Annotated in this window: 18 protein-coding genes; all 18 read right to left on the bottom strand. The window is 54.5% G+C overall.

Going from position 1 to position 26,087, the window contains the following annotated elements:
• Nucleotides 1–25: 25 nt before the first annotated feature.
• The 18 genes from MKY74_RS19205 to MKY74_RS19120 all read right to left on the bottom strand — a co-directional run bounded on the left by MKY74_RS19205 (nt 26) and on the right by MKY74_RS19120 (nt 26,022).
• Nucleotides 26–1,588 carry an extracellular solute-binding protein gene (locus MKY74_RS19205; RefSeq protein WP_076166298.1) on the bottom strand — a complete coding sequence of 521 codons (1,563 nt, stop codon included), beginning with the start codon at nt 1,586–1,588 and terminating at the stop codon, nt 26–28.
• A 209-nt stretch (nt 1,589–1,797) separates the two neighbouring features.
• Nucleotides 1,798–3,639, bottom strand: coding sequence for a cache domain-containing sensor histidine kinase (locus tag MKY74_RS19200; RefSeq protein WP_244169159.1), 1,842 nt, complete (start codon nt 3,637–3,639; stop codon nt 1,798–1,800).
• Nucleotides 3,640–3,668: 29 nt separating this feature from the next.
• Nucleotides 3,669–4,694 (bottom strand): response regulator transcription factor, encoded by a 1,026-nt coding sequence (locus MKY74_RS19195; RefSeq protein WP_076166304.1) that lies wholly within the window; start codon nt 4,692–4,694, stop codon nt 3,669–3,671.
• 76 nt (nt 4,695–4,770) lie between these two features.
• Nucleotides 4,771–6,351, bottom strand: coding sequence for an extracellular solute-binding protein (locus tag MKY74_RS19190; RefSeq protein WP_076166307.1), 1,581 nt, complete (start codon nt 6,349–6,351; stop codon nt 4,771–4,773).
• Nucleotides 6,352–6,568: 217 nt separating this feature from the next.
• Complete coding sequence (locus tag MKY74_RS19185) at nt 6,569–7,432, bottom strand: carbohydrate ABC transporter permease (RefSeq protein ID WP_076166310.1); 864 nt, start codon at nt 7,430–7,432, stop codon at nt 6,569–6,571.
• 19 nt (nt 7,433–7,451) lie between these two features.
• Entirely contained in the window at nt 7,452–8,411 is a 960-nt protein-coding gene (locus MKY74_RS19180) for an ABC transporter permease (RefSeq protein WP_084203699.1), read from the bottom strand.
• Between the two features lie 109 nt (nt 8,412–8,520).
• The gene (locus tag MKY74_RS19175) at nt 8,521–10,935 is read right to left on the bottom strand and encodes a glycoside hydrolase family 95 protein (protein WP_244169160.1); all 2,415 of its coding nucleotides are present in this window, start codon (nt 10,933–10,935) and stop codon (nt 8,521–8,523) included.
• A gap of 44 nt (nt 10,936–10,979) precedes the next feature.
• Nucleotides 10,980–12,272, bottom strand: a complete 1,293-nt coding sequence (locus MKY74_RS19170; RefSeq protein ID WP_084203700.1) for a cupin domain-containing protein — start codon at nt 12,270–12,272, stop codon at nt 10,980–10,982.
• Between the two features lie 257 nt (nt 12,273–12,529).
• Nucleotides 12,530–15,211, bottom strand: a complete 2,682-nt coding sequence (locus MKY74_RS19165; protein ID WP_144025339.1) for a discoidin domain-containing protein — start codon at nt 15,209–15,211, stop codon at nt 12,530–12,532.
• Nucleotides 15,212–15,482: 271 nt separating this feature from the next.
• Nucleotides 15,483–15,800: a thioredoxin family protein gene (locus MKY74_RS19160; protein WP_076166320.1), complete on the bottom strand. Its 318-nt coding sequence runs from the start codon at nt 15,798–15,800 to the stop codon at nt 15,483–15,485.
• Nucleotides 15,801–16,175, bottom strand: coding sequence for a MerR family transcriptional regulator (locus MKY74_RS19155; RefSeq protein ID WP_076166323.1), 375 nt, complete (start codon nt 16,173–16,175; stop codon nt 15,801–15,803). It abuts the gene before it with no gap.
• Between the two features lie 79 nt (nt 16,176–16,254).
• A complete protein-coding gene (locus tag MKY74_RS19150) occupies nt 16,255–16,935 on the bottom strand; it encodes a serine/threonine protein kinase (protein WP_076166325.1) in 681 nt (226 codons plus the stop codon).
• 210 nt (nt 16,936–17,145) lie between these two features.
• Nucleotides 17,146–19,221, bottom strand: coding sequence for a serine hydrolase domain-containing protein (locus MKY74_RS19145; protein ID WP_076166327.1), 2,076 nt, complete (start codon nt 19,219–19,221; stop codon nt 17,146–17,148).
• Nucleotides 19,222–19,430: 209 nt separating this feature from the next.
• Nucleotides 19,431–21,677, bottom strand: coding sequence for an FAD-dependent oxidoreductase (locus tag MKY74_RS19140; protein ID WP_076169348.1), 2,247 nt, complete (start codon nt 21,675–21,677; stop codon nt 19,431–19,433).
• 4 nt (nt 21,678–21,681) lie between these two features.
• A complete protein-coding gene (locus MKY74_RS19135) occupies nt 21,682–22,527 on the bottom strand; it encodes a carbohydrate ABC transporter permease (RefSeq protein ID WP_076166330.1) in 846 nt (281 codons plus the stop codon).
• 23 nt (nt 22,528–22,550) lie between these two features.
• Entirely contained in the window at nt 22,551–23,432 is an 882-nt protein-coding gene (locus MKY74_RS19130) for a carbohydrate ABC transporter permease (protein WP_076166334.1), read from the bottom strand.
• A gap of 349 nt (nt 23,433–23,781) precedes the next feature.
• Entirely contained in the window at nt 23,782–25,122 is a 1,341-nt protein-coding gene (locus MKY74_RS19125; protein ID WP_076166339.1) for an extracellular solute-binding protein, read from the bottom strand.
• 150 nt (nt 25,123–25,272) lie between these two features.
• A complete protein-coding gene (locus MKY74_RS19120) occupies nt 25,273–26,022 on the bottom strand; it encodes a response regulator (RefSeq protein ID WP_076166342.1) in 750 nt (249 codons plus the stop codon).
• Between the last annotated feature and the right edge of the window lie 65 nt (nt 26,023–26,087).

The raw sequence follows: 26,087 nt of genomic DNA, 5'->3' as shown, positions 1-26,087 counted from the left end.
CGTGAAAGGCTTCCCCAAAATCAACCTATTTGCGGCTTTGCTGATCGATAATTCCGTCTTTGTTGTTGTAACGCTCCGTGGCTTCTTTCACGATTTCATCGCCGCCCTTTTGCTTATACTCCTCGATGACTTTAGGAAAATCGCTGATCGGCTCTTTGCCGTAGATCATTTTGACCATGTGGTCGATGATGAGCTTCGGCGCCTGGTCCGGACGCTTGGAAGCCAAGTCAGGGAACTGGCTGAAGGATTCCAGGTCCGGCACAAATCCGATCCCGCCCACGCCTTCTTTGGCCAGCGTATCATCGAGCGCCTTCAGCACGTCTTGTCCGCCTGGGAGCAACTCCGTCCGTTCACGGTTAATCGTTCCGTCACCGACCCAGCGAAGCAGCGAGCGGAATCCGGCTTCGTCCTGAGCGGCTTTGCCTTCCGGCAGCTTGTAATCGATTTTTCCGTCTTTCACCGTGTAATCCTCGCCTTCGATGCCAAAGCTGTAGAAGTTTTTCGCTTCCGGCGTCTGCATCCACTCGAACATTTGGATGATCCGGGCCGCTTTCTCTTTGCTGACTTTGCTGTTGATATAGAGCGAAGTGTTAACCGAGCTGTACAATCCATAACCCTTCTGTCCGTTGTCCCCTATCGGTGACGGGATGATATCGACCTTGGCGCCGGGAACCGCCGCACCGATCTTCGTGCGGAAATCGAGAAGGCTGGCGGCATTAGCCGTCCACATCCCGGCATTGCCAGCTTCAATATTTTCGCTGTACTGAGGCGCCTGGATCGTCGCGAAATCTTTCTGGATCAGGCCTTCGTCATACATCGTTTTGTAGACGGTCAGCGCCTTTTCCATATTTTCAGCGTTAAAAAACTTCGGTACGACCTGGCCGTTCATTTCGGTAAACTGATAGCCCAGGGCGTCATACGCACCAAAAACGATGTCCGCGTATTTAAAATTCTCCCTCATCTGATACGGCGCGCTGAGGCCCAGTTTTTTAAACGCACGCAGGACGTTCAGGAAATCGTCCATCGTTTGGGGCGCCGGCAGGCCCGTTTTTTCCAGCAGGTCGGTCCGGATATAAGTGGCGCGGCGGGAAGGGTTGCTGAGCCAGGTTGGCACGCCGTAGATTTTCCCCTTGTAGCTCACCTCGTCCCACGCTTCCTTCGGAACGGCTTTCATCAAGTTCGGAGCATACTCTTTCAGCAAGTCATCCAGCGGCATAAACACGCCAGCCTGAACCGAACCGGCCATAGACTTATCCGTTGCCCCGCCGACGTTTTGCACGACGTCCGGAATATCGCCGCCGGCGAACATGACGGCCATTTTCGCATCGAAGTCTTTCAGGGGAATCAGCCTGATGTCCAAATCCACGTTGGCTCTCTTCTCGACCTCCTTGACCCATTTCTCGTTGTTGATGTCCTTGGAGCCTTCCGCGTAAGCGTTTCCACTTGTGGTTAAAGAAATGCTGAATTTCACCGGTTTCGATGCGTCGGCCGCATCGTCACTGCCGCTCGAGGCGCTTTTGTTTCCACAGCCTGCGGTCAGACCCGTGACAAGCGACGCCGCGAGGATCAGACTGACCCATTTTTTCATCTTATAATCCCCTCTCTTCATGCAAAGTGCAAAAGGTATTCTCTTTGCTGCTGTCCCCATCATAAGGCTTAACCAGGGAAGCTCCCATGGGGCGGATTATTGTCGTGATGTGTTTTTTTGCGGTTTTTTACGGCTGTCTGAACATAAAAAAATCCCGTATTCCATGCTCCGGAATACAGGATTTGCTTAACGTTCTCCTTTGTTTGCGCCTAGCCGCTGCCCGCCATGGGCAGGGTCAGAATAGGCGCGACTGCCTCTTGCCCCGCTGGGCTGCTCAGTTCTTTGACGCCTGAAATCGGCATCCGCATGATCATCCGGGTTCCCCACTCGGGGCTGCTTTCCACAGTTACGCCGTAGTCCTCGCCGAACACCAGCTGAATCCGCCGGTGCACATTGGGTACGCCGATCCCGCCCGCGCTGCCCCGGTCCTCCTCGTCGGCAAGCCGGTTCTCGCTCAGCTTGGCGCGAAGCTCCTCAAGCCGCTCTGGGGCCATGCCGCAGCCGTTGTCCTGCACGCTGACCCAGAAGGAATCTCCCTCTTCGCCGGCATCAATGATGATCGTATGATGATCCTCCACCCCTTGCCTGAAAGCATGCTGGAACACATTTTCCACCAGCGGCTGAAGCGTGAGCCGGACCATCTTCCGCAGAAGCAGCTCCGGCCTTACCCGCACATCAATCTCGAACGTCCGGCCGATCCGGTGATTGATAATGACCATGAAGTACATGACGTGTTTGAGCTCATTCGCTACCGTGATCTCTTCCAGATTGGTCCGTACCGAATAGTGCAGCATATAAGACAGAGCCCCGACGATCTCCGTAATTTCGTCCGACTCCTGAATAACCGCGTAACATACGACCGTTTCCAGTGTATTGTACAGAAAATGCGGGTTGATCTGCAGCTGGAGCGACTGGAACTCGGCCTTCTGCCGTTCGGCCTGCATTTCCTTGTTCCTCAGCTCCGCACGGTACACCGTATCGACCATCTCCGATAAGCGGTTCACCATCAGGTTGTAGCGGATCATCAGCTCGGTAATTTCGTCCCGGTGCTTCGGAAGCGGAATGAACTTCCAGTTTCCCTTTTCCGTCTGGCTCATCCCCTTCATCAGCGTCCGGATCGGGGTAGTAATCGACTTGCCGAACCGGCTCGCCAGGAACAACGCCGTCAGGAACGTAATGACCGCAACGACGATAATGGAGCTGCGTATCGTGTTAAGCGGTTTTTGCAGCTGGCTGTACGGAATGGACACCACCAGATTCCACCCGGAGTATTCGGCTTTGCGGCTGATGTATACCCGGTCCATTCCCTCCGCTGAACTGCGGAACATCTCGGTGCCGGCCTCGCTGATTTGTTTGCCCAGGCTGGCCGGAACGATCGATCCTACCTTGGTCTGATCGTTGTGATATTGTATCCTGCCTTCGCCGTCCACAATGAAAAAATAGCTGTCCTTCCCCAGATCGATCCCCTTCCACAGGGTGGACAGCTCCTCCGCCTTGACCTCGATCCCCACAAAACCTTTCATGTCCGTGGAACGAAGTCCGCGGATACGGCGGATTAGCGTCATCATTGGGGTCTTTTCGCCCAAAATGCTGTAATTCATAATGGTCAACCGGCCGCTTTCATCCGTGTTCTCCTTAAAATATCGGATCTGTTTGGCGGTATCTTCCGGCTTAAAGGATGGTTCCGATCCGCCGTTATAATAATAGAGCGCATTCCCGGAGTAACCGATGATATACAGTGCTTCGATCTCGGGATTGCGGATCCACACCGGATCCACGATCGCATCCCGGATATCGGTCATGTAGCGGTAATTTTCGTACTCCTCCCGATCAGCCGGCAGATCGATGTACCGTTTGACCCTGAGGTCGGTCAGCAGCGCCACCATCGACCGCTGATAAGACGACAAATACAGATTGGTATGGTGTACGGCATTGTCCACGATCTGGACCATTTGGCTCTTTGCGCTTTTTTGCAGCTGCTTGGCTGAAATGCTGTAGAAAGCGATGCCAACCGCAGACAGGGAAAGAAGAATCACGATGGTAAAATACAAAAGCAGCTTCAGCCTCAGGGATACTCTCATCATTCAATGCCAAAAGAAGACCGGTACTCCGACGGGGATACGCCGACGAAATTTTTAAAGGTCTTCGTGAAATGGGGATAATCCTCGTACCCCACCTTGACCGCGATATCGGTGATCGTCAGGGTCGGTACGGCAAGCAGCCTGCGCGCTTCTTCCATCCGTTTTTTGATCCGGTAATGCACAAAGGTCTCCCCTGTCATTTTCTTGAAAAGAGCGCTGAAATAGGTCCTGGCGAGCCCCACCCGCTTGGCCACTTCCTCCAGTGTGATGTCCTCCGACAGATGCTGGTCGATAAAGGCTTTGGCCTCTTCAATCGGATCCTTGAAATTGCCTTTCCGTGTCAGCTGAAGCTCTTCGAGAATCCGGTCCATACTGGCGGTAAAAGCGATCATGACTTCCTTCTTCGTATTCGACGCGCCTTGTGTTCCCCGGCATCCGGAACGCGGCTTCCAGCCGCGGCTCTCCAGCCGTTCTATGATCATGCCAAGGCAGTCGCTCAGCACCGCTTCCATGTTGATCACATTCAGCCCATCGAACAAGCCCGACCGTTCGCCCTCTTCGATGAGGCGAATCGTTTCGTCCCGCTGCAGCAGCCAGATGCTCTGCTCGAGCTGATGCGCCCACTCCACATATTTTTGCACAGGAATAATGCTGCCGGTCATCCCTGATATCAGCTCCTTCAGCGTATCGTGTATGTCCTGCTGGGTCACCGGCTTCAACAAATAGCGCTTGACCCCGTACGCCATAGCCCGCTGTGCATACTGAAAGTCATTATAACCGGATATGACGACAACCTGGACATGGCTGAATTCCCGGTGTATCCGTTCGCACAGCTCCAGTCCGTCCATCCGCTTCATCCGCAAATCCGTCAGCACCAGGTGCGGTTCCAGATTCCGGATCGTCTCGAAAGCGGCCTCCCCGTCATCGGCGGTATAAATCGCGGAGAAGGAAGCCGGATAACGCTGAACCATCTTAACCAGTCCTTTTTGAATGACAGGCTCATCTTCCACAATCAAAACTCGCACTTGTATCAAACCCCTTCCTAGAGCGGATAGAAAAAGCGCAGCTGCATTATCGAAAAGAGAAAGAAATGTCGCATCCCTATCGGTTGTGCTGGATCAGCACCCCCTGCTTGGCCCGGTACCTCGCCGTCGCTTCCTGAATAATCGCATTACCGCCGCGTTCCCGGTATTCCCGAACGACCTTCGGCCAATCCGAGATCGGTTCCTTGCCGTAAATCATTTTGACCATATGGTCAACGATCACGGGCGGGGCCTGGTTCGGCCGCTCCGAAGCAAGATCGGGGTAAGCGCTGAAGGACTCCAGCTCGGGAACAAAGACGATACTTCCCAGCCCTTCCTTCGGCAGCGTCACGTCCAAAGCATGGAGCAGATCCTTCCCGCCCGGCACCAGTTCCGTTCTGGCCCGGTTGATCGTCAGATCATGCGTCAGCCACAGCAGTTCGCGGAAGGTTTCCTCGTCCTGCTCCTCCCTCGTTTTCGGAAAATGATACGCGATCGTCCCATGGTCTTCCGTATAGGTGTCGCCTTGAATCCCGAACGAAAAAAAACGCTGAGCTTCGTCCGAGACCATCCAATCAAAAAATTGGAGAATGCCGATCAATTTTTCCTTGGGAACACCCTTATTAATATAGAACGAATTGATGACGGAGCTGTACAAGCCGTAGCCTTTCGTCCCTTCCGGCCCTTCCGGTGAGGGGATGATATCGATTTGTGCCCCGGGAACCGATGCCCTGAGCTTGGTGCGGAAGTCCAGCAATCCGGCGGCGTTCGCCGTCCAGCTTCCCACTCGGCCTGCTTCGATGTCATGGGTATATTCGGTTGACGAGACTGTCGCAAAATCCTCCGGGATGAGTCCCTCCATCAGCATCGTCCGGTATACCTGCAGCGCCTTCATCATATGCTTTTCATCCAAAAATTTCGGAACCACCTCACCGTTTCGGACTTCAAACTGGTAACCCAGCACGTCGTACGCGCCGAAAATGACATCCGCATACTTGAAATTCTCCCGCATCTCATATGGAATTTCGACTCCCAGCTTCTTGAAGGCGCGGAGCACGTCCAGAAATTCGTCTACGGTTCTCGGTATGTTCAGACCCGTTTGTGCCAGCAGGTCCGATCGGATATACGTTGCCCGGCGCGACGGATTGCCGAGCCAGGCCGGAATTCCATAAATATGCCCCTCAAAGCTGGTTTCCTTCCAGGCTTCTGGCGGCACCGCTTTCCACAAATTCGGAGCATAAGTCTTGATCCAGTCGTCTAGCGGAAGGAACAGTCCCGCCTGGACCGATCCGGCCATGGCAGCCGAGCTTGCCCCGCCAATCATCTGCACGACATCCGGATAGGTATCTCCTGCAAGAATAACCGGCATGCGCCGGTCGAAATCCTTCAGCGAGATCAAAGAGATGGACAGCTTCGTGTTTGTCAGCGCTTCCAATTGTTTGACCCAGCGGTCCTCGGATGGATGCGCCATATTCACCGCATAAGGACTGGCACCGTTGGATATCGCCAAGCTGAAGGCCGTCGGCTGCGGAGAGGAGTCTTTCACACCTTCCTGAGCAGGCTGCGGCGAAGGAAAGGCTAATCGGTCCGCGCTTCCAGCCAGATAACAGAACAGGAGAATAACGGCTGCTGCCAGAACGAAATAAGCTGCTCTTTTCATGCCGTCTCTCCTCCCTGCATCCATTTGACTCCTGTTTGATTCGGCTTCGCTCTCTTGTTTTGCGCTGCGCGCAAAGCCAAATTCACTCACCATTCCAAACCCTTGTCTGCCAGCCTATACTTGAGCGCCGCGCTAATCGCATGACACTGATGTTTAATATCTTATCACATTTCACATCTATGAAAACGTATACTTTTCTAGCTGTAATAAGATAGTGTCAGGCCTTGATCGACCCGATCAGCATTCCTTTGATAAAGTACTTCTGCAGGAACGGGTACACGATAATGATCGGTACGACGGAAACGACGATGACCGCCATTTGCACGCCAGCCGGAGAGATCTGGTTCACATTTTCAAGCAGGTTGCCGGCCTGACCGAGGTCATTGCTCAGAACGATTTCCCGGAGGCGAAGCTGCAGCGGGTAAAGCGCCCGGTTGTTGATAAAATACAGCGCCGACGAATACGAATTCCAGTGGGATACCGCATAGAACAGCCCCATGGTTGCCATGGCCGGTTTGGACAGCGGAAGAATGACGCTCCACATCGTGCGCAGCTCTCCTGCCCCGTCGATTCGGGCGCTGTCGATGAGCTCCGACGGAAGCGCGACGAAGAAGGAGCGCATGATGAACAGGTTGTACGCGCTGATGGCCGACGGAATGATCAAGGCCCATAGCGAGTCAATCAGATGCAGGTTTTTGATCACCATGTAGTTTGGGATCAGCGGCGCCTGAAAGATCATCGTGATCAGTATAAAAATCAGCACGACTTTGCGCATCGAATACTCGGGTCTGGACAACGGATACGCCAGTGATGCGGTCAGGATCAAGTTGATCAGCGTCCCGACGACCGTGATGAATACGCTTACCATAAACGCTCGCCAGATGGAGCTGTCACCCAAAATTACATGGTAGTTTGTCAGCGTCCAATCGACCGGGATCAGCTTGACCTTGCCCGCATTGATCGCCTGGCTGCTGCTGAACGATTTGGCGAGCACATGGAGAAGAGGGAACACCATCAAGCATCCGACCAGCGTCAAGAAAATATAATTAAATCCGTCAAATAAGCTGCCTTTGTTTTTCATTGTGCCATCCTTCTCCTTTCTAGTATAGTCCTTCGCCCGAAGCCCGCTTGCTCAGCGTATTCCCGATCATGACGAGCACCAGTCCGACCACCGATTTGAAGAGGCCGATCGCCGTCGTGTAGCTGTACTGCTGATCAATGAGGCCGACCCGGTAAATGTAGGTGTCGAGGATGTCGCCCTTGCTTTCATTCAGCGAATTGACGAAGACGAATACGCGTTCGAAGCCGAAATCAAGGAAGTTGCCGATATGGAGCAGGAACATGATGGTGATGGTCGGCAGGATGGCCGGAATCGTGATCGACAGGGTTTGTCTCCAGCGGCTGGCACCGTCGATGCGGGCGGCTTCATACAGCTCAGGATTGACGCTGGCCAGTGCGGCCAAATACACGATTGTGCCCCAGCCGCTGTCTTTCCAGATCCCCGTTCCGACCAGGATGCTCCGGATATACGAATCCTCGCCCAGAAAATAAATCGATTTGAGTCCGAACGCATTCAATACCTGGTTCACGATTCCAGTCGTCGGCGATAATATGCCGATCATGATCCCCCCGATAATGACCCAGGAGAGGAAGTGCGGCAGATAGACGACCGTTTGGAGAATCCGCTTGTATACGACTTTCCTCAGTTCGTTCAGGAGCAGCGCAAAGATAATCGGAACCGGAAAGGCAAAAATCAGGTCATAAAATCCGATCAGAACCGTATTTTCAAGAATCCGCAGAAACTCCGGGTAAGTGAACATCCGACGGAACTGATCGAGTCCGACCCATGGGCTGCCTGTAAAGCCCTTGAAAATGTTGTAGTTTTGAAACGCCATGACGGACCCTAGCAGGGGCAGGTATTTAAACACGATAAAATAAATGATTCCAGGCAGTGAGATCAGGTACAGCGCCTTGTATTTGCGCAGATTGCTCATCCGCCTTTTTGGTGCGGGCAAGGCCGGACTGGAGGCTGAGATGGCGGCTGGCGCTTGTTCTGGCATAAATATCGCTCCTTTTTATATAGATCGCTTCATCGCTAATGTTAATCTTTTTGTCCGGACCCTCGGAATGGGGATTTGTCGCTTCACTTGTGTTTTATTACGGTCGCGTTCATCCTTTGCGTGCCCGAATGCCGCAGCTTTCCCCAGCTGCCAAGGTGATCACATATTCAAAACCGGAAGGGTCATCGTCGGACTTATTGCCCGAGACACCGGCTTCCAGGTGGCCGGAAACAGCAAGCTCCAAGGGGACAGGCGACCACAGGCGGCACAAGCCCGCCTTGGAGGAGCGGATCGTCACCTCGTCAAGCGTCCCTTTACTCCAAGACAGACCTACGGTATACCCCCCTCTTGCCCGAAGGCCTTCAACACGGCCGGAGGGCCACGCCTTTGGCAGGGCCGGCAGCAGCCGGATTTCCCCCGCATGGGATTGCAGCAGCATTTCCGCCGCTCCCGCTGTTCCGCCAAAATTGCCGTCGATTTGAAAAGGCGGATGGCAGTCCAGCAAATTCGGATACGTGGAAACCGCAAACAGCTTCATCAGGTGCCCGTAAGCCTCCTCCCCCATGCCAAGCCGGGCATAGAAATTGACGATCCAGGCCCGGCTCCAGCCCGTATGGCCGCCGCCTGCGGCGAGGCGCCGCGCGAGCGTCCGCTCGGCAGCAGCCGCCAGCTCCGGCGTGCACCGAACATCAATCAGCTCACCCGGATGCAGAGCGAACAGCTGCGAAATATGCCGGTGTCCGGGATCGGCCTCCTCATCATCGCGCAGCCATTCCATAATTTGCCCGTGTTTACCAACAGCCGGGCGTGGAATGCGTTCGAGCGTCTCCCGCAACTCGCCGAGAAACGCCTGATCCTCCTCGCCGATGATCGCCGCCGCTTCCAAGCAGGCGGACAGCAGCGTCAGCGCGATTTGCGAATCCATCGCCGGACCGATGCACAGGCTGCCGCTGCCGCCGTCCGGGAGAAGAAACCGGTTCTCTGGAGAAACCGACGGTCCCGTAACCCGATAACCGTCCTCCTCGATCATGTAATCAAGAAGAAATAGCGCCGCTTCCTTCATCGCCGGGTATGCCCGTTCGGCAAGAAAAGCCGGATCATCCCCGAAACGGTAGTGCTCCCATAAATGGAGGCACAGCCACGCGGCGCCCATCGGCCACACCGTGCAGGTCATCAAAATCCCTTCCGGCCGGGTTTCAGCCCACAGATTCGTGTTGTGGTGGGCGGTAAAGCCCCGGCAGCCGTACATCTCATGAGCGGTAGCCCGTCCGTTAGGCAGCATCCGGTCGATCAGATCGAACAGCGGTTCATGGCAGTCGGATAAATGGAGTACTTCTGCCGGCCAGTAATTCATCTGGACGTTGATGTTGATCGTATACTTGGATTCCCACGGCGGGGTATAACTGTCGTTCCAAATCCCCTGCAGATTGGCCGCTAAGGTGCCCGGCCGGGAGCAGGATATCAGCAAATAGCGCCCATATTGAACGTAGAGGGCCGCCAGACCGGGATCTTCAATCTCCGCTTCATTAGGCAGCAAATCGTTTCTGTTTCCTTCGCCGCTTTCATGTCCCAACGCATTCTGCAACCGGAGCAGCCGCTGGTCTGTAGGAAGTGCGGCAAGCGGATCCCCGTCCGGCGTCAGATCGATCGCAAAGCGTCCGAACCGGGACGCGTACTCGTCTATATGCCGTTTCAGCAGCGTTTCAAACGGTTTGGCCGCCGCCTGCTCCAGCTGCTTCAGGCAAACCTCTGCCGGCTGCTTCACCCGAAACGTGCTGTGCGCCGCCAACAGCAGGGTCACGGCATCCGCTCCTTCGATCGAAAGGTAATCACCGATAACCCGCTGCCGTCCTCCCTGAATTACGGAACGAAATGCTGCACTAAACCGGACGCCGTCCGTTCCGCATTCCCCGTCCATGACGATGGCTCCCGAAGGGTCGGTCCGGCAGCCATAATCGAGCGGACGGCGCATGAGATTGACGGCCAGCGTAAGCTGTCCCGGCTGGTCCGCGGTCAATCGGATGACCAGAACCCCATCCGGTTCGCTGGCGAAATAGCTCCGCCGAAACCGGACGCCCTTGTGCCTGTATCGAACGTCCACAACGGCTTGCTCCAAATCCAGCTGCCGCTCGTAGTCTTCCGCAGGTCCTTCCTGATCAAGGAATTTGATCATCAGATCCCCTAGAGGCTGGTATGGCTGCTCATATTTTGGGGAAGCCGTCATCGCCATTCTCGCCAAGTGCTCCGCCTCTGCCTGCTTTCCTTCCTTAAGCAGCGTCCGGATCTCAGCCAAATAGGGCTGGGACCGGGGATTGGCCGCCCGTCCCGGACCGCCGTACCAAATCGAATCCTCGTTGAGCTGGACTTTTTCCAGTCCCGGCGTGCCGAACACCATTGCACCCAGCCGCCCGTTCCCTATGGGCAGCGCTTCGTTCCACCCGGCTGCCGGCCGGGTGTACCATAATCGAAGGTCCTTCGTAGTTGCAGACGTATGCTCTTGCAAGCTGACATCCTGTTTGACCACACGCTTCACCTCTCCTCATCCTCCGGCTTTTGCTGCAGACACATCTATTTGGGTATACCCACCTCAAAAATGATCGCTTTTATCGGCACATCCCCGTCATTCCGAAGGCCGTGCCTCCACCAAGGCTTGTTCAGGACGATGTCCCCGGCTTCCACTCGATACGTTCTTCCGTTCACCGTCATCAAGCCGCTTCCTTCGAGCAGAACGTACAGTTCTTCATCCTCGCGGTGACCATGCAGGCCGATGGATGACCCCGGCGGGATGACCGTGTAATGCAAAAATTTCAGCGGCGTATCGAAATCGCCGCTCCCGAACAGCTTGCTGCCATGCACCAAGCCTTCCCCCCCATGGCTCACGGAGCCTGTAAGTTCGGCCCGAAGAAAATTGCGGATGACGGCCGGCCCATATCCCCAGCTGTCCGAAGGATCCACAGGGACACCTGTCCGCAGAGACCTTCTCGTGTAATCCGCCAAAGCCTGATTTTTTAAATAATCCCTGGCATTCGTTTCACCCGGGCGGTGCTCCTCCAGTGACCGCAAAAACTCGGTGAACGGTCCCGGGGCGTCTACATCACTAAAATCCTCCATCCGCCGGACGCCATCCGCCGTCACGAGCTCGAGCACGCCGCCCACAAAGGTCAAGCTGCCCAGCGATCCCTCGATCCGCCAATCGCCGGCCCACTGCGTTTCCCGCCCCTGGCTGGCCAAGGAACAGCGAAACGAGGCCTGGATTCCGGCCTGCAGGTCCATAACAATATGAAACACATGCCTGCGTGAAGCATACAGCCTGCTCACTTCGCGGCCGGACAAATACCGCAGCAGGTCAAAATGGTGAATGATGACTTCTTCCAGCACCTCGTCCCGTTCCAGCGTTATTTTTTGGCGCTGCCTGAAAAAATCGCATTCCATGGACCGCAGCTCTCCGATCGCCCCTTCGTCCAGGAGCTGCTTCAGCTTCCGGACCGCTGGAAACGTCCGGTAGTTTTCCGCGATCATAAACGGAATTTGCTCCTGTTCAGCACGCTGCACCATCCCGGCGGCATCCTCATAATTGTCAGCGATCGGCTTTTCGCAAAATACCGGCAGTTTATGATCGAACGCCAGCTCGTTAATGCGCTTGTGAACCTCCCTTGGGGTAACGTTGATCAATAGATCTGGCCGCTCCCTCTCGATGGCTTCCCGCACATTTTCGTAAAAAGGGATTCCATCTGCCTCTACCGCCGTCCTTTTACCAGAGTCTGTATCTGCAACGGCGAGTTCTATATCCGCGTACTGGGACCGGAGCTTCCGGTACCAGCCGCCTCCAAAACCTCCCAACCCAACGAGAAGCGCTTTCATAATTTGGCCTCCTTTTATTGAACAGCATCTTTCAGATTTATTCCGTTCACTGCGTGATTCCAGCCTCCATGCTACTCCTGATCCGCCTGTCTCTCCATGGCATAGATTCCTGGCGGTTGTGTTTTTTTATGCTTACATAAAAAAGAACCATGATTCCTCCCGCCGTACTCTAAAGAGAATAGGATGGGAATCATGGCTTCATCGTCTGGCTTCATTCAACAAATTGTGGATGCTGCTCAGCCGGAACTAACGGTTGGTTACTTTTGTATATTGTTCAGCGCTTTTTTGCCCAGCCGCTCCTCCAGCTGCTGCTTATACAAGCTCTCAACGGTCACATGCTGGCCGTAATTGTCCCAGTATCCGTCGCTGCGCGGGCGGGGATCATAGTCGCTCGGAACCAGTCCGGCAACCTTCTCGCCGACATGTCCGATGGCATAGTTCTGTGCTGTCGGCGGCTGCTGGGAGGTGAGCTCTCCTTCCGTGTTCCAGCTCACATAGTTAGCCCCGGCCCAGCCATGGCCGCTGCCGAGCCAGGCTCTGTCCCGGATGGAAATCGGAGCCTTGATGTTATCGAACAGTCCGCCTACGGACCAGCGGTGATGCGGTTCGCTGGTGTTATAATTTTTGACCGCTTCACCGTCCAGAAACACGTTTGGCCCCTGCACCCTGCTGTCAACGACAAACGCATGCCGCGCGGTCTCCGTGTAGATCCGCTGCACAAAATTCAGCTGACCCATCTGATGGATCACGTACCGGCGGCCGCCGGTGATGATACTGACCATATCGTACATCTTGCTGTCCTGAACGGTGATCCATTTGGAGTTGCGGCTCATCTGAACGAGAGAGTACGACAGATGATACCCCGTCACATCCCGGACCCAGCCGTTTTTAACACTGTTAAACACGACAAAGCGCTCGGCATGCTTCTCGTCCGCATAATACGGGTCGGTCGTATCGTTATCCATGACGGTATCGATGACGCTCGGATCGAAGTCCGAATCCACCCGCATATTTTCGACGCCTACCTGCTGAATGCGGGCCTCATCCGTGTATTTGTAGATTTCACCGCCGCCCCACTGGCGCTCAATCGCGCTTGCCAGCGGCGCATCGACCGTAATCGAATTGCCGTCGATGGCCGTGATGATCCGGTCAAAATCCAGGTTGAACGGAGACCACTGGGTTGCCGTGCCGCCCGGACGGTTGTAAATGTAATCCATGCCGATCGCATGAATCCAGTTTTTATCCCCGATCCGGCGGACGACGATTTGGTCGCCTACATGATAGGCACTGGCGTCTTCCACATGAAAGGTTCGCGCACCCGATGGCACGTACAAATCGGAGATCGTCTGCTTAGAGCCACTGTCCAAAGTAAGGCCGACATTCTCCCCGATTTCGATCAAATTGCGCGGATTGGCCCCGGTGCCATAAATAAGCGTCCCGTTTTCGTCCTGACCCATACCCCGCAGCACGATTCCGCTGGCTTTTACGGTCAGTGTGCCGCCGACGTCATATCTGCCTTTTTTCAGCAGGACCGTGCCGCGGAACCCGTCCTTGCCGAGCGGAAGCCGGGCCACCTCGTCGATCGCCGCCTGGATGCGTGCGGTATCATCTCCCTCTCCCGGAGATACGGTGGCTTTTACAGGCACGTTCGGTATCTTTACACCGCCGCCCATATAGCCGACATTCGAGAAGTCGAGAATTTGGTTGCCGCGGTAATCGCCGACGTATACCATTTTCCCGTCTTTACCCCGGAAAGCGATTTGGCTTTGTCCCGCAGGAACGCTTTTGGGATCAAGTACGGTAAAATAATATGATTCGTACACCGGTTCCTTGCCGCTCTGTTCAATCGTCAACCGCAGCTGATAGGACCCTTGCCGGTCCGCTTTCCCTACAGGCGTCCATTCCACCGCTTCTCCTTTAGTCAACGCTGTCTTTGGCAAGGCATCAACTGTCTCGTTTCCGTTATAAATCAATTCGCCTGTGACATTTCCGTTTACGGTAGGCGTCAGGGACACGGTCGGATAAACGTCCTGCGGTTCGATAACGGCCGGCTGTCCGATTTCCGTCTTCATCCGCGGATGCGTCAGCTTGGAGTTGACGACATAGGCTTCACCTTGAAAAGCTGCGGGATCATCAACGACCACCCATAGGTCGCTTGTCTTCAAATCTTCCGTTGTATGTACGACCGCCTGCATCAGCGAAGCCCCGATCTGGTTCGCCGTCACGGTTCCCGAAGGGGATACGGACACGTCCATGGTGGAAGATTTAAAGGTTTTCGCCACTTCACTTAAATCCACGACGCTGCCGGATTTCAGTTCACCTTTCAAAAACAGCGCTGCTTCTTCTCCTTTGTTCAGCCGGATTTCGCTGTTGTTCGGGTATTCCTTTCCGGCCGCATCGGTAAAATAGATCCGCTGAAGGTCCGCCGGTGCCGGTGCCTCCGAACTGTTATACACGGACAGCTCGGACAGCTGCACGTTCAGGTCTTTGCTGAGATTCAGGCTCAGCTTCAAATACCGTGCGCTGACCGCCTCAAAGCTGGCGGTTTCCGATGCGCTTACATCCTTGTTTTTGCTGAATGCTTCATTCCAATTCGTCTGGTCGTTCGAATAGAGCAGCCGGTAATCCTTCAGATTGTCTGCCCGGTTCAGGTTGAACATCACCTTGTTGAAGGTTTCCTCCTTACCCAAGTCGATGGAAAGCCACACGTTCATATCATCCTTTCTGTCGGCGGCTAATGGCTGCCATACGGTTTCGCCTTTGCCGTCCACCGCGTTCGCTGCGCTGCCCGAGCTTGCCGTCGCCGTACTGCCAACCGCCAAGTTCACGTCCCCGTCCGCAGCAGCGTCAACTGCCTGCTTCCCCCCGGCCATTGCCGCTTGGGAGCAGATCATCAATACGATCAGACTTGCGCTGACCTTTTTCCTCCAACCCGTCAAATCATATCCCACCTTTTCTTGTTTTGAAATCGCTTACATAATAACAAGGCTCTTCACCGTTTAACATGTCGTTTTTATCGATCGGTTTGTGTTTTCTTATTCCTTCCTCCAAACAGACAAAGACGGCTCCCGGCCAACATGTGAACCATGCTTCCGGAACCGCCGTCTATTGATGACTTCATACTATTTATCAAATCTCACCGTGAAGGCGACAATCCACCCTTCTTACCGGGAAAATCGTCCAGCTTCGCTTACCACTTCCTGCTTTTGATCAGCTATGCTTGGATACAACCTGCTCGTAAACGCTCTTCGGCCGCAGGCCGACCAGCTTCTCGACAGCCTCCCCGTCGCGGAACACGATGACCGTCGGAACGGACATCACCTGATATTGGCTGGCAGTAGCAGGAGACTCATCGCAGTCCACCTTCAAAAAATGCGCCTGATCCCCCATCTCTTCAGACAATTCATCCAGCATGGGGAGCAGCTTCTTGCAGGGAGGGCACCATACCGCTCCAAATTCCACCAATGTGGTTCCCTGGGCTCTTATTTGCGACGCAAACGTCGTATCGTTAACCGCTTGAATACTCATTTAACCTTCCTCCTGACCGGATAGGGATCGTTCGAGCAGGATGGAATCGATGCGCTCGGTCAAATTGGCCCGGATGCTGGTCAGCACCTGAATCTGTTTATCGATCTCCTGAAGCTTTTGCTGGTAGATCGGCAGCACATCTTTACAAAAGGCTTCTTTATTCTGCAAGACACACTGCAAGATTCCGGATATTTCGTCTGTAGACAATCCAAGGTTCAAATACAGCTGAATGGCCTGCACCTGCTCGACCGCAAACGGGGTATATTCCCTGTACCCGTTCTCCTTTCGCAGCGGCGTAAGCAGCCCCTTTTGTTCGTAGTAACGAAGGGAGCGAATGCTAACACCGGTCCGCTCCGCCAATTCTCCAATGTTCAAGGCTCCATCTCCTCCTTCCTGCACGGTTGGTCTTTATTGTAAACCCTGACACTAATGTGAGGGTCAAGAGGCAGGCCAATTAATTTTTTATAAAAAGCTTTCGTATGCGTTCGGAAAATTCCTGTAAATTAATGTTCAACGGATCGAGATGGTTATAAGCCGTCTTCACGGCTTCAATCAGCCATAAGGGAATCCTTTTGCCTTCCAGCAGCGGATACACGTTGTCATACGCCCATTCCAGATGCTCCCACCGCTTATCGTTTCCGCTCTGGACATATTCAGACACGTCAATGACTTTCCCGCGCCCGTCCTGAAGCAGCACATTTTTCAGATGAATGTCCCTTGGGTTAAGCCCTTTGCTCCTTACAAATACACGAGCGGCATCCACGTCGTCGATGACCTGCCTTGGCACCGGGATCCCATACAGGAGGCAATCATACAGAGTCATACCTTCTTCCCGGCTGATGACGACATAGCGTTCTCCTGACCCGTAAAACACAGGAAAAAACGGACTGTCTTCCAGCCGGCTGTAGACATGAATTTCCGCCTGCTTCTTTGGAAGCGCAGCTTCCGTGTATAGCTTATATGCATACGCTGGAAGCGGTTCGTATACAAACACAGCCGCGTCGGTTCCGATGCCGATACAGACTAAATCCTCCGATTCACCGGTTATCGCCACCGGCTCGTTGCTGCCTTGTTTCAACACTTCGATTCGGGATAGAGCATGTTCGGCCTGCTTCCACTCTTCACTGTTGTTCATTGTTCGACCGCCCCCTGCGAGCTTAGGTTTTACTTATTCTACTGTATTTGAGCCGGGTAATCCAAGTGAATGGCAGCTTGTTGGTTACAGCCAGGATTTCGCTCCCTCTGTAATATAAAACCACCGCCCCTAAGTAGATGAAGGATGCGGTGGTTCTGCATTCAATGGCTTTGAAATGATGAATGATGATAGCAGGTTACGTATTATACCTTACTTTTTATCGATTTTGACGTTGAACGAAGATCCGGCGTCTCCTGCGAAAACAACGGTTCCGTCCTTAGGCAGGACAACTTGGTTAGATCCGCTGACTTCACTCATATTTACGAGCTTGCCTTCGGCGTCATAAACGACGAATCCTCCTTCAACCGGAAGCTTCACCGTCATCGTTTTTCCGGCGGCTTGCTTCGGAACCGTGAACCATCTAGCATAACCATCGGCCTTGATGCTGACGGTCGATTGTTTGCCATGGTACAGCGGCTTCACCAGATCTTCGCTGACGAACACGCTGCCCGCGGCTTCCAGGTATTCGGCCCCGTCTTTTTTATAGAAGCTGTATTCCGACGTGTCCCGGCCGCCCATGCCCGGAACCTGAAGAACGCTGGCTGCCGTATTCGGTCCGGTAATTTTTTTGTCGTTCAAATACCCTTGGAAATCTTGGGCCCGCTTGATCTCCAGCGTAGGCTTCATCAAATACATGACCGACGTGTATTTTTCGTTCACCGGATAATAGGTTTTACCTTCACGCTGATCCCAAGCTTTGGCCGCGTCTTTCGTCAGCGGGTTGCTGTCCAGCTTTTGAGCCAGATAATGGGACAACGCGATTTGCCCAAGCTCAGGAACGCTACTGTATTCCTGGACCCATAGGTAAGTCAAGCCATTCTTTTCCTTCACAATGCTGACTTTCGCGGTACCCGCTTCGTTCACGAACGTTCCGTCCGAAGTGTACACATATTTCTCCGCAGGATACTCAGGTACATTCGGAACTGTGACGGACATCATTCCATCCTTCAAATCAACCTTGACCAGTTGATTGGTCGAGCCGTAATATCCGGCTTCCTTCTTCAGATCTTCCGGCATGCTGGCCGGAACCGGTTTACCGAACGATTTGTTCGGCTTAATCTCTTTGATCGTCCCTTTTTCTTTCAGCGCTTCCAGCAGGATTTGTGTCGCAAGGAGCTGGTTCGTCGAGCTGCTTCCGCCTGATGATACGACAGCCGCAGCCATATTCTGTTCCGGAAGGGCGATCAGCGAAGCGTGGTACAGAATCGTGTCCCCGCCTTTAACCACTGCTTTGATGCCATAGTCGTTAAACGGATACAGCCTAACGCTGTCCCAGCCCAGGCCGTAATCAAAGGAATTGTCCGCATCTTTTGGCCACAATCCTTTTTTGTATTCAGGCTGACCCATAGCTTCCACCGACTTGGCGGACAGGATGCCCTGCTGTTGTCCGGTAAAGATTTGCGAGAACCGCGCCAAATCCTCCGCTGTGGAATAAATGCCTCCCGTTCCGATCACGTTCACCGTTTCGTTCGGCAGCTGCTGCTGAATGCCCGGATAATAGAGACCTGCCGTTTGGGAAGGATCCACCATATCCTGCGAAGTTTTGGTATTCTTCATGTCCAGCGGTCCGGTGAAATATTGATGAACGAAGGCAGTAAATTTCATACCGCTTACACGTTCCACCAAGATCTCCGCCAGCGTAAAGCCGTCGTTGCAATACACCGAGAAAGCGCCCGGATCGGCCTTTAAGCTTTGTTTGGACAGCTGCTCAAGCAGGGTGTCGTGCGCGTAGGGGTCCGAGTCTTCAAACAAAAACGCATTATTCAGGCTGGAACCTTGAATCCCGGAGGAATGGTTCAGCAGCATGCGCGGGGTAATTTGCTTGTAACGCTCATCCTTCATTTTGAATTCCGGTATGTACTGTACAAGCGGGGTATCCAGGTTGATTTTCCCCTCGTCAACCAGTTTCATGACAGCGGCGGTCGTAAACATTTTACTCGTTGAGCCGATACCGTACATCGTGCCGCTCGTTAGCGGAACCTTGCCCCCTTGATCATTCGTTCCGGTTTGGCCGGAAACTTGAATCTTCCCTTGGTCGATGAGCGCGTACTGCACGCTGATCGTCCCGTACTGCTTCGTGAGCAGTTCCGCTTTCTCTGCGGCGATTTGTTCAAGCCCTTTGGCGCCTGGAACCGTCGCTTCCGTGCCGGACGCCATTGCAGCGGTTGGGACCAGCGGGGTCAATGTCAGTGCGGCGGCCAGAAGCCATGCCATCCTTTTTTTCATGAATGAACCTCCTTTTGTTGGACTATTCGGTACTACGTTCATCACCCCGAATTTGGTTCAGTTTTCCAACAAAAAGGGAACATCGTCTCATACTGCGGTTCGACATAGGACCAACTATCTAGCTTGCGCTAACTCGAAAAGGCAGCCATCTTGGTGGATGGCTGCCTCAAACCGTACTTTTGCGATAATTGGTTCCGTTGACCTTCCAATCAATATACCCGAATCTCCACGAGTTCGGCGGCAGGGGCACCGTTTGTTTCTTCGATCACGAGGCGCAGCGCGTCGGCGGAAATGCGCTCATTCAAAGCGATCCGATTGCTTCTTCGCCGATTATCCTGAACACTGGCGATCGTGCTCCATTCCCCACGGATGCGTGCCTCGAGCCGGTATGACTTGACCAGTTCAGGGATGATTTCGAACGGTGTACGGTGATGATGCAGATTGATCAGGTCTTCGTTGACGTCGTCGTTCCATGTCAGCCGCACCTCCTGCAGCGTGATTTCACTCTCCCATGTCAACTGCAGCCATGCCTCGTCCTCTGGCCCAAGCGAATCCGACGCCCACAGATTGGGTCCGCCGAATGGCCGCTTGTATCCGCCGACCGCCTTCGCTGGGGAATAGGCAGCGGTCGTACCCAGAACCTTGAAGCAGAACGGCTGCCGGACCAGCGCCTTCATGCTCCAGGCCACGACGGGCTGATTCTCGTCATGGTCCTCCAGATCAGCTGAAGCGTTCGGGACCGCTCCCTTCTCAAAAGCAAGAACGCCGGTAAGGGGTTCAGCCGCCCGGTACAGGCTAATGTCCGGATTCCCGCGGATGATGACAAAAGCATTCTGCGGCGTGTCCGGTGCCCAAGCCAGCGGAAGGGATATCCACTGCGCTTCGCCTTTGGAGACAGCTGCTTCGGCTTCAGCCACCTTTGTGCAGGGCACATAATTTTCCGGACGGCCGGTGTCCCACAGCTCCACCATCAGCCGGGTATCCCCGCTCGCGTTCACGAGCAGCTCCAGTCCCTGCATCCCCGGCTCCACCGGAAACAATATCGCGGCATCCCGCTCCAGCCGGTAGGCTGAATGCGGTTTGGTGACGCCGATGCTGCCGCGGACCGACGAGGCCGATACCTTTGCCTGACGGGCGAGGTCGCGGTCGTCTTCATGCCGCAGGCCGATGACGGCCGCGTCCTGGCGCAGCAGCGTCTGCTGCAGCTCGTGCAGATGCGAGCGGTAAATGGCCCGCGGCGGCACGCCCTTCGCCGCGCAGAGCGCAGCGGCGGTTCCGGCCGCTTCCCCCATTACCGCGCATGTCGCCATGACGCGCGTTGTGCCAAAAGCCACATGGGAAGCGCTGATGTTGCGCCCGGCGAACAGCAGGTTGGAGACGTTCGCCGAATACAGGCTGCGGTACGGAATATGGTAGATGCCGTCCGCATGCATATGCTTGGAGCCGCTGGCTTCGGCATACATCCCCTGCGGCGGGTGCAGATCGATGGACCAGCCGCCGAAGGCGATGCGGTCTGGGAACGGCTCCTGCGCGATGATGTCGTTCTGGTTCAGCACATAGTCGCCGACAAAGCGGCGATATTCCCTTTTTCCTGGAATAGAACCGACCCATTCCAACGTCATGGCGTCGGCTTCAAACCGCCCTGAATTTTTAATATAATCCCAGATCCCATAGATGACCGACCATAGTTCGTCCCGGATGACTTCGTTGTCATGGACCGTGTCCAGTTCGCCTCCCCACTCGATCCACCAGTAATGGCAGCCCGAGTCGCCGCTGCGGATGACCCGCTTGATCGGAATCGGCGTCTGCGTAATGTCCTTGGCGAAAGAAGGCGGTACAAACCGGACGGGATGACCCGCGTCCTTCGTATAAAACAACAGCGTACTGCCCAAGGTGATGCCGTCCGCCTCCTCCGGCGCCCACGCTTCTCCGTATTCACGGGAGGCTTCCCGGCCGATCCGGGAGCGGGCTCCCGCCATAAAGCCGACGAGACCGTCGCCGGTACAATCGAGAAAGACGGGGCTTTCCATGCGGATGCGCCGCTCGGAGCCCATCATCCACCCGGTCACCGACCGGATCGTCCGGTTCTCCTCCGGACCGTCCGCCTCGACTTCATGCACATCGGTGTTCAGCAGCAGCGTAATGTTCGGCTCCGCCCGAACCGCTTCCAGGATCACCAAATCCCACAGGTACGGATTGCCTTCCGGATTGCGGTACTGGTTCTCGACGAACAGTTCGCCCATGATGCCGGTCTCCCTAGCGTACCGGTTAATGCCATGCGCGGTCGCCCCGCACACCCACACCCGCACCTCACTGCTTGAATTGCCGCCGAGTACCGGGCGGTTGTTCACAAGCACGACCTGGCTGCCGAGCCTTGCCGCCGCAATAGCGGCACATACGCCGGCCAGCCCGCCGCCAATGACGGTTACGTCGCTTCGTATCGTCTCGTTCTTCATCATCTCACCCTTTCACCGCAGAGTTCGTCAACCCTTGAATAATGTAGCGCTGTCCGATCGCAAACACGACGATCATCGGGATAATGCCTGCAGACGCCGCGGCCATCATGCCGTTGTAGTCTACCGTATTTTCCAGGATAAAGTTCTGAAGTCCAAGCGGAATGGTGTACAGCCGCTCATCGATCAAAAAGACCAGCGCGTTCTCGTAATCGTTCCACTGCCAGGAGAAATCGATAATGGCCAAGGTGGCCAGCGCCGGTTTGGCGAGAGGCAGTATGAGCCGGAAGAAGATCCGGAAATGCCCCGCCCCGTCGATAAAGGCCGACTCGGAAATCTCATGGGGAATGGACAGGAAGAACTGGCGCAGCATGAATACACCGAAAATCGTAAACAGGCCGGGCAGAATCAGGGCGAGATGCGTATTATAAATGCCAGCCCATTCAAACATGATGAACTTGGGCACGAACAGTACCTGCGGGGGAATCATCATCATGGATAAATATAGCATGAACAACGCGTTCCTTCCCTTAAATTCGATCCGGGCAAAACCGTAAGCCGCAAACGCGGACAGGAACGTGGCGCCCGCCATGCCGATCAGGGCAATTTTTAGCGAATTCAGGTAGTAAGTACCGAAGCTTTTCGGTCCGGTCCACACCTTGAGGTGGTGTTCCCATGTCGGATGCGCGGGAATCCACTCGATCGGGTATTTGAATACTTCGGTCGGTGTTTTCAAAGACGTGCTGATCATCCATAGAAAAGGCATAACCATCACGATGGCCAGCGCCAGCATAATCAGCGTAACCAGCAGCCTGCCCGGCGTGCCGGCCAGCAGTCGTTTTTGGAGTTCCATGATGCTTCAGGCCTCTCTTTCTCTTAGTAATGAACCCATCGTTTTTGGCCGATCCATTGGATCACCGTAATGATCAGGATGATGATGAACAGCGCCCACGATATCGTGGCGGCGTAGCCCATGTCGTAGTACCGGAAGGCGTTCTGGTAGACGTACAGGGACAAGATGGTCGTGCTGTTCCCGGGGCCGCCCTGCGTTGTCGCCTGAATAATGCCGAACGTCTTGATCGTCATGATCATTCCGGTCACCAGCAGCAAAAACGTGGTGGGGCTGACGAGCGGCCAGATGATTTTGCGGAGCAGCTGTCCCGGCCGGGCGCCGTCGATCTTCGCGGCTTCCAGCAGCTCCGGCGATACCTCCTGCAGCGCGGCTAAATAAATGATCATGTTATACCCCATCAGAAACCAGATCCAGATGATGTCGATCGCAAACATGGAGGAGGTGGTCGTCGACAGCCATCCGGGAGGATGATCGATTCCGATGCCGCGGAGAAATCCGTTGATTGGCCCCTGTTTCGGCTGGAACAGCAGCATCCACACAAACGCGACGGCCACCCCGCTCGTAATGTACGGCATAAAGTACAGGGCGCGCAGAAGCTTTTTCAAGTAGATCCGCTGGTTCAGGATGACCGCGACGACAAAGCCGAGTGCGATGGACACCGGCACCGCCACGAGGAACAGTACGGTGTTCTTCAAGGACAGGTAAAACAGCTTGTCGTGCAGCATCCGGGTTACATTATCGAGACCGACGAACCCGACCTTGGGATTCATGAATTTATAATCCGTGAAGACCAAGCCCAGGGAGTATGCGGCCGGTATGAGAAAGAACAGCAGCACGCCGATCATGCTGGGCCCGATGAAGACGTAACCCAGCCTGCGCTGCCTTCTCATCCAATGGTTGTTCATGCGTTTCGCCTACTTTCATATTTTTGATGTCCTCAGTCTAGCAAGCCGGGACGTTTCGCAGAAGGAACAAAACCACCGTCTTCATATCACAAAATGATGCAAAAAAAGCGCCTCGAGGACGACTCGCTGCGCTTTTTCATCAAATCGTTCTATTTATAATCGGGCAGTTGAATCCTTGTCGGGGCATGTGCATAAAGTTTCCACCGATCGCTGTTGTTCGCCGTTTTTGTTCTCCCTTGCCTCGGTACTTTTTTTGCGTAGATCCAAGTATCCAGAATGCAGCAAGGGACGGCCGTTAAACTTGGCCATCCCTTGTATTCAAATAGCGTATCACCTTCGTGGCAATAGGTCACTGCTGCGGATTGGATTTTAAATATTCGTCATGGCGTTTCACCATGGCCGCCACCGTCGCGTCCAAGTCCTGGGACCCCAGGAAGTACTTCTCATATTCCTGCGAGCGCAGATCCATAACCTCCTGCGGAACAGTACGGACGAAGGTCGGCGTCTTGTTGTCAAACATGACGTACATCAAGGATTCCTGATCGTAGGTGTCCCCCTTGTCTCCCAGCATGCTCTTCAGCGCCGCATCCTGATTCGCATCCTTGGATGCAGGCAGACGCCCGCCCGCTGCCATCGGTGCCATACCGCCGTCCGCGTACCATTTCAGGAACTCCCACGCTTCCTTCTGATACTTGGACTTGGCGTTAATCGATATATAATCGCCCAGTCCGCCGCGGGTCACGTAGTTTGCGGCGTCTTCTTCCAGCCGCGGTACCGGTGCAAACGCAATTTTGAAATCGCGCGGATAATCGGTAAAGTTGTTGGAGCTGCGGAGCAGCCAGGCCCCGATGTTCAGCATCGGCACTTCACCGCTGAGGAACATTTGCTCGACCGGCATTTTGGACGTCAGCTGCTCGCCGAGTGGAGGCGTCGTCTTGTCATCCTTCATCATGCCATACAAGCTTTCCAGCCATTTGCGCACGAGCGGATGATCCAGGTTGGAGCTGCCGTCCGCCTTGGTATAGCCTTCTTTGGCAAGCACGGAGTCGATCGGATCGACAAACGGCTCGGTATTCTGGATAAAACCGTAGCCTTCGCCTTTCTTCAGCTTCTTGGCGTATTCCCTCATCTCATCCCAGGTCCAGTCCTTCGGAACCGGGAGGTTGGCTGCATCCAGGGCATCCTTGTTCAGCGCGACGAAAAAGGAGCTTTTTGTCGTCGGTACGCCATAATATTTGCCGTCGATCTTCCAGCCGGCCGCTTCGGGCCCCATTTTCTCATCGATATTATAGTCCGTGAAGGCGCTCAGGTCAGCCGCAGCCCCCGAAGCAACCCGTTTTGACGCCTGGGAAGCGGAATAGTTGACGAAGAGATCGACATCCTGTCCGGTCATAATCGCCGTATCCAGCTTCAAGTTGCCTTCATCGTCATTGACAAAGCGCACATACTCCACTTGAATATCCGGGTGATCCTTATTCCAGGCATCCACCACCTCTTGCGGACCGGCCTCCGGCGGAACCCCGCCCCACATTTTCAGTTTGACGGCGCCGCCTGAAGCGGACGAAGCGGCTTTTGCACTGCCCGCCGCCCCCTCGGTATCCCCCTTACTGCCGCCGCCGGAGCAGCCCGATACCACGCCCGCGATCAGCGCCAGCGATACGAATCCCGCAAGCCAACCTTTTTTTCTCAATTGAAGCCCCCCGTATCAAAATGAATTGTTTGTTGCAGCTCAAGGATAGCAAAGCGGCGGGCCCCGCCGTAAGTAACAGAATCATGATTCCCATGGAACAGAAATACGCAGTTCGGCGGCTCGTGACCGATACTGAATATGCATTTTGTTCTATTGCTTCATCCGGTATTGGCTCGGGGTCATCCCCGTCATCCGTTTAAAAATTTTAATAAAATAGTTGTCGTTCATAAAACCAACGTTCTGGCAGATCCGATTGACCGGAAGGTCCGTCGTCGTCAAGTATTCGATGGCCTTCTCGACCCTCGTCCGGTGCAGATAGTGGATCAAGGTCTCCCCGGTTTTCTTTTTAAACAAGGCGCTGACGTAGTTTTCCCCCATCATGACATAACGGGCGAGCGATTTGAGCGTAATGTCCTGATCGTAGTTTTGTTCGATATACTCCATAATTTTGTTCACTTCCGGGTGCGTAATCTTCTCCCGGGCCGCCGGCTGCCGAACCGGACGTTCAACTTGCGGCTGCCGGGCAGACAGCTCCCTGCTCACTTTGGACAGCGTCTCCCGAAGATCCTTCACACTCATGGACAGCTTCAAAATATAGTTGGAGGCCCCGTATTCCATCGCTCTTCGCATGGATTCAAAGTCCCCGATGCAGGTCAGCATGACGAACTTGGACCCGATGCCGGCTTTCCGCGTTTCCTGCAGAAGTTCAAGGCCGTCCATCTGCGGCATGACGATATCGCACAGCACCAGATCCGGCGGGTCGTTCTTGATCATCGGTAACGCTTCCAACCCATTGCTCGCCTCGCCCGCAAGCGTAAAGCCCATCTCCTCCCACCGGATGATCTCCTTGACCGACTCCCTCACGAAGGTTTCGTCTTCAACCAGCAGCACTTTCCACATGCGCGTTCACTCCTTAACAGCTAGATAGAAGGAACCAAAGAAAGTCACAGCTCAGACTTAGAACA

The organism is Paenibacillus sp. FSL R5-0378 (genome assembly GCF_038009285.1).
GTDB lineage: Bacteria > Bacillota > Bacilli > Paenibacillales > Paenibacillaceae > Paenibacillus_AQ > Paenibacillus_AQ favisporus.
Note: the sequence above shows the minus strand (reverse complement) of the source record. Positions and strands in the feature narration are given on the sequence as shown.